General features: G+C 69.0%; 7 protein-coding genes and 2 pseudogenes. 2 read left to right on the top strand and 7 right to left on the bottom strand.

Features of this window, described 5'->3' with window-relative positions:
* Positions 1-26 precede the first annotated feature (26 nt).
* From F6X68_RS25770 to F6X68_RS34885, 7 genes and pseudogenes are all read right to left on the bottom strand, one after another.
* Positions 27-1,724, bottom strand: a complete 1,698-nt coding sequence (locus tag F6X68_RS25770; protein WP_151456703.1) for a ParB/RepB/Spo0J family partition protein — start codon at positions 1,722-1,724, stop codon at positions 27-29.
* A 164-nt stretch (positions 1,725-1,888) separates the two neighbouring features.
* The gene (locus tag F6X68_RS25765; RefSeq protein WP_151456702.1) at positions 1,889-2,425 is read right to left on the bottom strand and encodes a hypothetical protein; all 537 of its coding nucleotides are present in this window, start codon (positions 2,423-2,425) and stop codon (positions 1,889-1,891) included.
* A 137-nt stretch (positions 2,426-2,562) separates the two neighbouring features.
* Positions 2,563-3,702, bottom strand: coding sequence for a DUF932 domain-containing protein (locus F6X68_RS25760; RefSeq protein WP_151456701.1), 1,140 nt, complete (start codon positions 3,700-3,702; stop codon positions 2,563-2,565).
* Positions 3,703-4,351: 649 nt separating this feature from the next.
* The gene (locus tag F6X68_RS25755) at positions 4,352-4,858 is read right to left on the bottom strand and encodes a hypothetical protein (RefSeq protein WP_151456700.1); all 507 of its coding nucleotides are present in this window, start codon (positions 4,856-4,858) and stop codon (positions 4,352-4,354) included.
* A 520-nt stretch (positions 4,859-5,378) separates the two neighbouring features.
* Positions 5,379-5,837, bottom strand: coding sequence for a 2'-5' RNA ligase family protein (locus F6X68_RS25750; protein WP_225852428.1), 459 nt, complete (start codon positions 5,835-5,837; stop codon positions 5,379-5,381).
* Positions 5,837-6,046 carry a hypothetical protein gene (locus F6X68_RS34370; RefSeq protein WP_225852427.1) on the bottom strand — a complete coding sequence of 70 codons (210 nt, stop codon included), beginning with the start codon at positions 6,044-6,046 and terminating at the stop codon, positions 5,837-5,839. The genes F6X68_RS25750 and F6X68_RS34370 overlap by 1 nt, the downstream gene beginning before the upstream one ends.
* A gap of 560 nt (positions 6,047-6,606) precedes the next feature.
* A pseudogene (locus tag F6X68_RS34885) lies at positions 6,607-7,335 on the bottom strand (helix-turn-helix domain-containing protein); the annotation flags it as partial.
* 247 nt (positions 7,336-7,582) lie between these two features.
* On the opposite strand from F6X68_RS34885, the gene F6X68_RS25740 reads away from it, so the two are divergent.
* Together F6X68_RS25740 and F6X68_RS25735 are read left to right on the top strand one after the other, a co-directional pair.
* Positions 7,583-8,065 (top strand): NUDIX hydrolase, encoded by a 483-nt coding sequence (locus F6X68_RS25740; protein WP_225852426.1) that lies wholly within the window; start codon positions 7,583-7,585, stop codon positions 8,063-8,065.
* Between the two features lie 234 nt (positions 8,066-8,299).
* Positions 8,300-9,927: pseudogene (locus tag F6X68_RS25735) on the top strand (ATP-binding cassette domain-containing protein); the annotation flags it as partial.
* Positions 9,928-10,121 lie beyond the last annotated feature (194 nt).

The following is a 10,121-nucleotide window of genomic DNA, read 5'->3' as shown; positions in this document are numbered from 1 at the left end:
CTTGGTGTGGCCCCCGACCGGCGGTATCAGGCGGCGAGACGGCTTTCGGGCGCGGACCCGGCAGGTTCGTCGGTGTCGTCCGAGGGGCTGGGCGTCCCCTCGTCCGGCCGGGGCGCGATCTCGTTGTCGGCGGTGTCGGTGTCGAGCCCAGACAGCAGCTCGTCGGGCTCCGGGGCCGTGACGACGCTGAGGTCGGCACGCTGCTTCGTGCGGTTGGCGACGGAGTCGATGATGAGCTGTTCGACCTCGCCGACTTGGAAGCCGTTGGAGACGCACCACTGCAACCACTTGGCGACCGCCGGGTCGGGTGCCCGCCAGGAGGACCGGGTGATGCCACTTTCGTTGGCGGCGGCGATTGCCGTGAGCGAGATGACCGAGTAACGGCCGTCGCTGACACCTCGCGCGGGGACGCGCTTGGTGCCGGGTCGCTTGGTCTTGCCCGGTGACAGGAGTTCGTCGAGCATCTTCCGTCCGCCGTTGACCCAGGTAGAGAGGATGTAGCCGGAGTCGGCCAGCATCTCCGCGATCAGCTTCGCCGTGCCTTTCGGCGGGGTCTTGGCGGTCAGGAACGTCGCCAACCATTCACGGCGGACCGTGTTGGCGACCTCCATGGCCTTGTTGTTCTCGATGACCAGTCGCCGTTCGGCCTTCTCCTGCTCGGTCATGGGACCACTGCGGGTGGAGGTCACGGCGTAGGCGGGCAGGGCGTGGCCGTGCGCGCGCCAGTCGGTGCAGTAGATGGTTTCCGTCCGTCGGTCGTCGTGGGTGAGGAACAGTCGGACGGCATGGCCGGGGCAGCCGTTGTGCCCTTCGGGGTCGACGTGGTTGCCCTCGGCGTCGCGTAGGTCGCTGACCTCCTTGATCTTGGGGTCGTTGTATCGGGGGTGCTCGGACAGCAGCGTGATTCCGGCGGCGACCAGTTCGGCGCGGCGGGCGGCTTCTGCGGCGATGGCGGCGCGCGTGCCGCGATATTGCTCGACGGCACGGGCGAAGGCGAAGGGCCCATTCTCGGCCTCGTCCAACAGCGTCTCGACGCATTCGGGTTCGTCGGCGAATTCCGCAAGCGCGGCGACCTGGGTGAGGTCGAGCCCGAGGGTGTGCGTGCGCTCGGTGGTGCGCTTGTCCAGGGTGGCGAGCTGCCGCCCGGCCTTGATCTGCTCTGGCCGGTAGCCGGTGTGTCGGGCGATGTCGTCGTCGTTCATGCCGTCGAGGGCGAGTTGCTGGATGCCTCGGGCCTGCTGGGCGGCGGTGAGGTCGGTGCGGTGGACCTGCCGGAGCATGCTGATGAGCTGTTCGCGGTTGGCGGCCAGGTCGTCACGAACGATGACCTGGATCCACTTCTGCTCTGCCTCGACGGCGGACCAGTAGCGCTGCTCGCCGTCGATGATGAGGTACGGACCGTCGTCGTCGCCGAGCCCGAGCGGCGTGACGATCAGCGGCGAGAGCAGGCCGCGAACACCGTCCTGGTGCAGGTTCTGCACGATGCCGGGGAGGGCCTGCGCGTCGTCGCGGGCGTTACCCGGGTTGGGCTTGATGTTGGCGACCTCGACCATGCAGTGCCGGCCGGGCAGCTCGGGCATGTCCTGGTCGTCGCCGGTGCCTTGCGACCGGGCGTCGCTGTCGGTCGTCGCTGCCTCGGCGATCTCGGGAAGGTCGACGGCGTCCGGGCGGTCATCTGGGGCTTCGTTGTCGATCTCTGGTGCGGGTGCGGTTTCCGTGAGCACGGTTCGTGCTCCCTTCGGTTTGTGGGTGTGTTGGTTGGCCGGGGCGCGTCTGGGGTTGCCGTCCAGAGCACTCCGGTGGTTCGTGGGACCGCTGCCGAAGGCAGCGGTGGTGGTGGGCTACGCGCGGGTCGCTGTGGAGTTGTCAAGGAACCGGGCTGGACCAGTCAGGCGGCTGTGGCGAGGGCGGTGAGGTGTGGGCGGTTGGGTGGTGACGGCATGGTGCAGTCGGTGCAGGTGCCGCCGTCCCAACGGTGTTTGCTGGCACCGTCGCCTGCCGGGCACGGCATGAGCTGTAGGTCGGCGAGGTGTGCGCGGTTCAGGCAGACGGGGCACAGGCCCCAGTTGGCGGTTGGTGGGCCGGAAATCGGGGTGTCGCAGTGGGTGCAGCAGCATCCGGCCTGCCGGAGGGCTTGACCGATGACGTCGGCGGTGACGATCGCGCGGCGGGCATCGAGGGCGAGGCCCTTCCACGCGGCGGTCTTTTGCACGCGCTGCCAGTTCTCTTCGGTCAGTGCGGGGCTGGGCAGGGTGGCGGGGTCGTCTGCCTGGGCGTGTAGGTACGCCTCGACCTCCGCGCGGCCGAACAGGGGGCCAGTCCACTGGAAGGTGCGGGCGAGTACGGATACGAGGTGTCGCGCGTCGGGCTCTGCGAGGTTTCGGGGCAGTGATACGCCGTGAGGCAGCCCGATGAACATGGGCATGGGTGCTTCCATCGGTGGGAGAAGATCGGCACGGGATGGCACGCGACAACCGAGCGTGCGAAGCGGGAACACCGGCGGAAGTGCGGGTGCGGGCCGCTGGGGGTCGGGTGCCGCTGGCGGCGGCACCCGCCCAACGGTCAGAGCGTGGCAGCGATCTCCATGGCCCGGATGCCGACGCTTTCCATGTCGAACGCGGCATCGGGGTCGCTGAGGGTCTGCGCGGCGCTGGTGACCGCGTGCAGCATGCCCCCGGCGGTTCGGTCCCCGCCGTCGATGAAGTGGTTCAGGATCAGGCGCTGCTGGTCCTCGGTGAAGCGAAGCCGCTGCCCGACGACGCGGATGGTGTGGTCGGGGTCCGGGATGCGCCGGCCCGCCTTCTCCTCGATCTCCTCGATCTTGCGGCGGACGTAGCGGACGTCGAGGAAGCGGCGCACGGCGTCGCGGGCCTGCTTACCGATGAGGCTGAGATTCGCCTCGTGGGTGTCGTTGCTCCACCGGATCGTTCCCTCGTCCATCTTCGCGCCCAGGTGAACCGCACGCAGGGCATCCTTGGTGACGGTCACGCCGTTGTCGCAGACCTGAACGACGATGCGCGGAGTGATGGTCATCGCGCCGGCACCGGTCTCGCTGTTGGTGAAGACGAGCCCAGCGAAGACAGTCGGGTTGTCCGCCCCGGTCGCTCCGGTGAAAGGGCTGCGGTAGTTGCGCAGCAGAGTCGGGGCCAGCGACTTGATCGCCTCGGAGTGAACCCGCACGACCATGCGCCGCTCGCTCAGGTCGCACGCGAGGTTCACCCGTAGCCCGGACTCACGGATGCCGGTCAGTGCGGACATCAACACGTCCAGGTGATCGATGATCTTGTAGCCGTCGCTGAGGAAGGCGCGCAGGATGCCGCCGCCGTTGCCGTCGGACAGGCAGCGGGCGAGGTATCGCTTGCCGTGTTGGAGATCGAGCCAGCCGTTGACGTTGGTGTCGTAGAGGTGCAGCGCCTGGGCGCGGGTCTTGCGGAGGTAGGCGGTGGGAATGCCCAGCTTCTCGCCGAGTCCGGCGTCGCCGAGTTCGGTGGGCAGGTACAGCCCATCGGCGGAGGTGACCCCGGTGTCGGTGAGGACCGGCTCTGCCCCCGTGATGCGCAGGTGGCCGGCTTCGGCTCGCAGCATCCCGGTGCCGGCCACGATGTCGAGCTTGTGGCCCTGCTGCTGATTGAGGATGGCGGTCAGGTCCGCCAGGGAGGCGTGTCGGGCCGACAGGGGGATGGTGCTGATCGTGTCGCTCACGGCACTTCCTTCGGTGAGGTTGGAATTGTTGGTCATTCGGTCGGGGGTTGCCGCCCCTCCCTCATGTATTTAATGGTACATCATGAGCGCTTGTCTGTCCACTCGGTGGCACTTCCTTGTGAACGATTCTGGATGAATCTCGTGTTGAATTCGCTTGGCATGGTGGCAGATGTTGACCCAAAGGTGTGGGTGGTCCGTCGTGAGGTGTGGTGAGGCGGATGTCTGCGTGACGGAAAGTAAACATTTGTTGCGCGATTGGCGGCAATCTTGGTTGTGGGCATGCGACTAAGTCGGCTTTCGTGTTACGGCCGGAATTCGTTCGGCCACTGCCACCGTGGCGCAGTTGACCTCACCTCAGCCGTCGGCGGCCTTCACCTGGGAGCGCCACCCGGAAAGCCGCGAACGCCACCCCTTCCGCCGGTGATAGTTTTTGACCTCAGCTAGACAGGGTGCCCGGTCGGTACGGCGGGTTGCTGGGTGGTTCACGACGGACGCTGTCGCCATGCTTGCAGGGCGAAACGCCGATTAAAGTCGAATAATGCAGCGGAGCGCTAACCCGGCCGGAGGAGGACTTCCGGGTAGCGGAGGCGGGCGGTGTGACTCAATAGACGAGAGCGGTCGATCACTCGTCAGCTAGTGCAGTGGTGGTTCACTCGGGCTGTCCAGGATCTCGCAGGCTGGTAGCCCTGTTGTTGATCCATTCTTGCACGCGGCGGCGCTTCCAATAGCGAATTTTGCCTTGCACAGGGGCCGGTTTTTCGTCATCGAAGAAGGGCAGGTAGCCATCCTTTTGGCCTCTCCATGCCGCTCTGCTCAGATCGACGTACCTGGCCCATGCCCCTTGGCTGATGTCGAGAAGTCTCCGAAACTCGGAAGCGGAAATCAATTCCTCTGGGTCGCCGTCAAGGTCAACGTGATGAACACGTGCTCTCGTGGACTCGCCGATCTGTGGCAGCAGGATGTCCCGGACGCGATTCAGCTCGTCGATGGGAAACCAGGACTTCTTGTCTTGCTTGACTGGCGCGGGCCAACCAGAGCCCTGCTCGCGTTGCTTGGGTGAGGTCTTGAGTCGGACCGTCGCCTCGGAACGACGTGTGAACTCGGCCGCCCCGGCGATGTCGGTGTGCGGCTGACCACCGATGTTCCGGATCTCCATGCTGCCCCTGCCCGCGACTGTCCAGCGGTGGAAACGACCGGGGGACTTCATCCGCTCGCGCGGACGAAGTGGCAACCCCCCGGCCGCCTGAAACAACCAACAACCCAACCTCACACCGCAAACGCCGTGAACGTGAGGCCGAAGAGCTTCTGATGCTAGCAGTTGAGTCTCAGACCTTCCGATCGCTGAGCGCCGTAGCACCACGGCCAGCGCATCGTGGGTGGTGCTCAGGGCGCTGGGTTGGGTGCGCTGGGCCGACCCTATGGGCCGCGGTTGGCCGGCGGCCGAGAACCGGGGCGTCTGCACCGCGCGTATGCTTCCGATCCGCCAGTCGAGGGGCGAGGCGGAGAGGCCGGCGAGTTCCTGACGACAGACGTGGCCAACGCCGATGCCGCCGACCACGACGTACTCGTCTTGGCCGTCTGCGCTGACTACTAGGACTGCGGGAACGTGTCGGGCTGGCTCGCGGCGAACACCGCTGTCGCCCGTCTCACCGGCATCACGTGCTGACCGGCGGGCTTTATCCGTTCAGGGGCGCGGTGGCGACGGTCGACCATCGGTAGGTGCGGTCTTCCCGGCGTAGTGCGATCAGTGAGACTTCGCTGATCGTCGCCGTCACGGGGGGTAGGTGTCGCAGTTCGGTCAGCCGGGCGCGGATCGGCGCGGTGGGTGCGGGCGCGCTGCTGTAGGCGATCGTGACGTGGGGCCGGATTTCGTCGGCTGGTTCGGGAACGACGGGCCACACCGCGGCGATGGCGGCCCTGATGGTGGTGCGGACCCGCTCGACGGGGTTCCAGGGTTGGACGAGCAGGCCGATGCCTTCGGGGTCAGGGTCGACCGGTCCGAGGGACAGCTCCAGCGGTGGCAGGGCAGCGCACCGCTGGCGGGCTTCGGCGACGATCGCGTCGATGTCGTTGTCGGGTACCTCGTCGGTGAAGCCGATTCCTTGCGTGGTCAGGTGCAGGCCGTCGAGCGGCACTAGGTCCAGCCCCGGCAGCGGGGCGAGTTGCTGTTGAAGGTTGGTGACGTGGTGGTGGAGTGCGGGCTGCTGTTGGAAGGTGGGTGCCAGGTGTAGAAGTGGCGGCCGGTGTGCCAGCCGGGACGCCAGTACCAGTGCTCGGTGAGGGTGGGCAGGTCCTGGTAGGCGGTCCACCGTTGCCGCAGGCTAGTCGGTTCCCGGCTGCTCATGTCGGCGATCGTAGGCCCGCTGGTGGCGCCGTGCGGGGGCGTGTGCGGTCGGCGAGCAGGTTCGCGACGTCCTGTATCTGCGGGTGGTGGCGCAGGGGGTGGGCGGTGGTGAGGAACTGGTGGGTGCGTTGGTGGACGGATTCGAAGCGGTGCTCGGCGGTGAGGGTGAGGGCCTGCATCGCCAGTTCGGCCGCTTGGTCGGGGTCGTCGGCGTGGAGGTGGGCGGTGGCCAGGTCGAGGCGGCTGAGGGCTTGCGGGCCGCGTAGCTGGGCGGTGTCGAAGGCGGCGATGGCGGTGGCGAGATAGTCGGCGACGTCGGTGGTGTGGCCGAGGGCCAGGTAGGCGGTCGTCGCGTTGGCCGCGGCCCGGGTGGGGCAGTAGGGGCCGAGGGTGAGGCTGGTGCTGACCTGCCCGTCCGACGGGTGTTCGGCCAGCAGGTCGAACGTCCGACCGACAGCCCGGTCGACGGCACTGCGGTCGCCGAGGTGGGCGAGGGCCCGCGCCTGTCCGTTGACGGTGAGGCGGATCCGGTGGGGGCCGGTGCCGGCGTGGCGGAGGCCGTCTTCGGCGTAGGCGAGCGCGTCGCGGTGGTTGCCGGTGTAGAAGGCGATCAGGCTTTGGGTGGCGCGGGCCCAGGCCTGTGTGTCGGGTTGCTCGGCGGTGTGGGCGAGGTCGAACGCTTCGGCGGCGTAGGCGTGTGCGACGCGGAAGGCGCGCAGGTCCAGGGCGAGGGCGGCGTGGAGCCCGGACAGGTGTGCGGCGGCGGTGTAGAGCCGGGCGCGTTGTGGCGGGTGCTGCCGGCCGGCCATCAGCTGGTCGACACAGACCCGCAGGGGGCGTAGCCGGGCGACGAGGACGGCGGGTGGGCAGCGTTCGTTGTCGGCGATCGCCTGCCGGACCTCGTCCTCCAGGTGCGCCAGCCGGGCGTCGTCGTCGGTGGCGGTGGTCAGCGCCGACCGGCGGGCGGTGATGGCGTCCTCGGGCTCCCACCACGCCGCTGCGCTGGTGCTGCCGGGGGGATCCGCCGGGCGGTGGCGGCGGTGGTTCAGGTCGGCGATGCGGTCGTACTCGGCGGTCAGCACACCACCGGTGCGAAGCACGTGGTCGCAGCGGGTCCAGAACGGGCGTTCGGGATGCTGTCGTCCGGTCTCGGTGTTCGCTATCGAGCTGCGCCCGTACTGCACGAGCCGGGCGAGGCTGTGCTGGGTGTGGTCGGCGTCTTTGCGCAGGTGGGCGAGGTGGCGGCCGAGCGCGCGGCGGGCGGTGGTGATCTCGTCGTGGTCGGCCATCGTTGCCACCCCCGGGTTGCCGCGGTCACGATGAGCGAACACCATAGCTGCCCCGGGTGACACTTTCCGAGCTGCCGGCGACGGCCCCTGCCCGGCTGTCGGCGGTGCTCGCGCGGGTTCTCGACGCCGCTGTCGGCAGGCTGGGGCGGCGGTGCTGGCGGTGTCGGAGTTGGTGTCGGAATCTGCCGACAATGTCGGCGCACGGCGCTGCGGGCGTGTCGCCTCTGCCGCGCCCTACCGTCTCCGCATGCCTTCCGGACGCCGCGATGTCACCGCCGATCTGCCTCGTAAGCGGATGGCCGCCGGGCTGCTGATCACCGACGCGGACGAGCGGGTTCTGCTGGTCGAACCCGTGTACAAGGCGGATTGGGAGATTCCCGGCGGGTGCGTCGAGGCTGACGAGTCGCCGTACCAGGCCGCGGTCCGGGAGTGCCGGGAGGAACTCGGCGTGGACCTGACGCCAGGCCGGTTGCTCGTCGTGGACTGGGTACCGGCCCGCGACGGGCGTACCGAGGGCGTCATGGTCATCTACGACGGCGGCACCCTCGACGCCACCGCGACGGAATGGATCGTGGTGCCGCCCGGGGAGTTGAAGGGCTGGGCGTGGTGCGACCCGCTACAGATCGCCCGGCGGTTACGGCCGCTGTTGGCTCGCCGGATCGCCGAGGCGCTGCGCGCCCGCGCTGACGGGTGTTGCTACTACCTCGAAGACGGCGTCCGGGTCACCTGACCGCTGGCCACCTGAGGGCTCTTCCTGCAGGAGGCGCGGCTTCGGCGGCGCCCGCCGAGATCACCGATGGGGCCTGGGCGTCCGGCCGTCCGCCATCGAGACACCACCACCCACCGCAGTTCACCCTGCTCACCTTCGGGAGGTATCGCCATGCCCAGAACCGTTCACTCCGACCGGACGCCCGCCCGTCCCGAGCCGCCACAGCGGGATTCGGTGTTGCCGGAGTTGCGGGAAGTGTGGTGGGAGACCGGAGTGCGGGCCAGGGCGCAGGCCGGTCTGTTCGCCGTCTTCTCCGAGCTGCCCCGCCTGGTCTGGGCCGCGCTCGTGGTGAGGTGGCGCGCCGACCGGGTCCGCACGTCGGTGGTGGCGGGCACGACGGTCGGCGCGGGGGTGCTGGCGGCGTTCGGGCTCCTCGCCACCCAGCGGGTGGCGGTGGAACTGTTCGCCGGCGGCCCGACCGCCGACAAGGTCACGGCCGCGCTGCCCGCCCTGGCCGCGCTCGCGGCGGTGACTGCGCTGCGGGCCGGCATGGCCACCGCCATGGGGTACGCCCAGAACGGCCTGACCCCGAAGGTGGATACCGGGAGGTCGAGCGCGGCCTGTTCGAGGTGACCACGGCGGTGCGGTTGGAGGCGTTCGACGCCGACGCGTTCGCCGACGACATGGAACGCGCCTCCCGCGGCGCGAACTCCACCACCGGCCTGGTGCAGGCCTCGATGAACCTGCTCGCCGGCCTTGCCGGCGTCCTCGCCGTCGCCGTCGCCGTCGTGGTGGTCCACCCGCTGCTCCTCCTGGCGCTGCTGGTGGCGACCGTGCCGAACGGGTGGGCGTCGCTGCGCGCCGGGCACCTGCGCTACCAGACCTACGCCGCCGGATCGGTACGCCGTCGGCGGTTGTGGCTGCTGCACCGGCTGATGGCCGAACGCGACTCCGCCCCCGAACTGCGCTCCTACGGCCTGCGCGGGTTCCTGCTCGACCAGTACGACCGGGTCATGGCCGTCGAGACCGGCATTCAACTCGCCCTGGCCCGGCGGGTCACCACGACCACCACCGTCGGCGCGATGATCGGCGGGATCGCCACCACCGCGGTCTACGTGTTGCTCGGCTTGTTGCTCATCGACGGGCAGATCCCCCTCGCCGCCGCCGCGACCTGCGTCATCGCCGTCCAGTCCGCGCAACGGTCCCTGGCCGTGGTGACCTTCCAGGTCGACCGCGTCTACACCGAGGGGCAGCACTTCCGCGACTACACCGGCTTCATGACCCGCGCCGCCGACTACCTGCCATCGCACCCGAGCCTGGCCGCCGAGACGCCCGCTGCGGACCGGCTGCGGGAGATCACCGTCGACGCGGTGAGTCTCCGCTACCCGGACCGCGACACCGCGGCCGTCGACCAGGTCAGCCTAAGGATCGAGGCGGGGCAGACGGTGGCGTTCGTCGGGGAGAACGGCTCCGGCAAGTCCACCCTCGCCACTATGATCGCCACCCTCCGTACCCCTACCGGCGGCACCATCGGCTACAACGGCCGACCAGCCGACGACTGGGGCACCGACGCGCTGCGGGCGCGGATCGGGGTCGTGACGCAGGAGTACCACAAGTGGCCGTTCACCGCCGCCACGAACATCGCCGTCGGAGACATCACCACCAACGCCGAGCAGACCCGCATCGAGGCCGCCGCCGACCGCGCCGTCGCCCACGACATGATCACCGACCTGCCCCACGGCTACGAGACGTTGCTCGACCGCACCTTCGCCGGCGGCCAGGACCTCTCCGGCGGCCAGTGGCAACGCATCACCGCCGCCCGCGGATTCCTCCGCGACGCCGACGTGCTCATCATGGACGAGCCGTCGTCCGCCCTCGCCCCGTTACCTTTTTGATCGTCCCCAGCCGGGGACCCTCGGTCGCCCGGCCCGGTATGACTTACTGCCCCTGTCGTTTGGATGATCCGGGGGGTGTTGTCGCCGGGTCGGGTGGCGTCGGCGGACCGCTGATAGGGACACGGCCACCCGTGTTGGGGTAGGTCTCTTCGTAACGTGGCTGCCGGCAGTCCGACGCCTGG

This window comes from Micromonospora sp. AMSO12t (assembly GCF_008806585.1).
GTDB lineage: Bacteria > Actinomycetota > Actinomycetes > Mycobacteriales > Micromonosporaceae > Micromonospora > Micromonospora reichwaldensis.
Note: the sequence above shows the minus strand (reverse complement) of the source record. Positions and strands in the feature narration are given on the sequence as shown.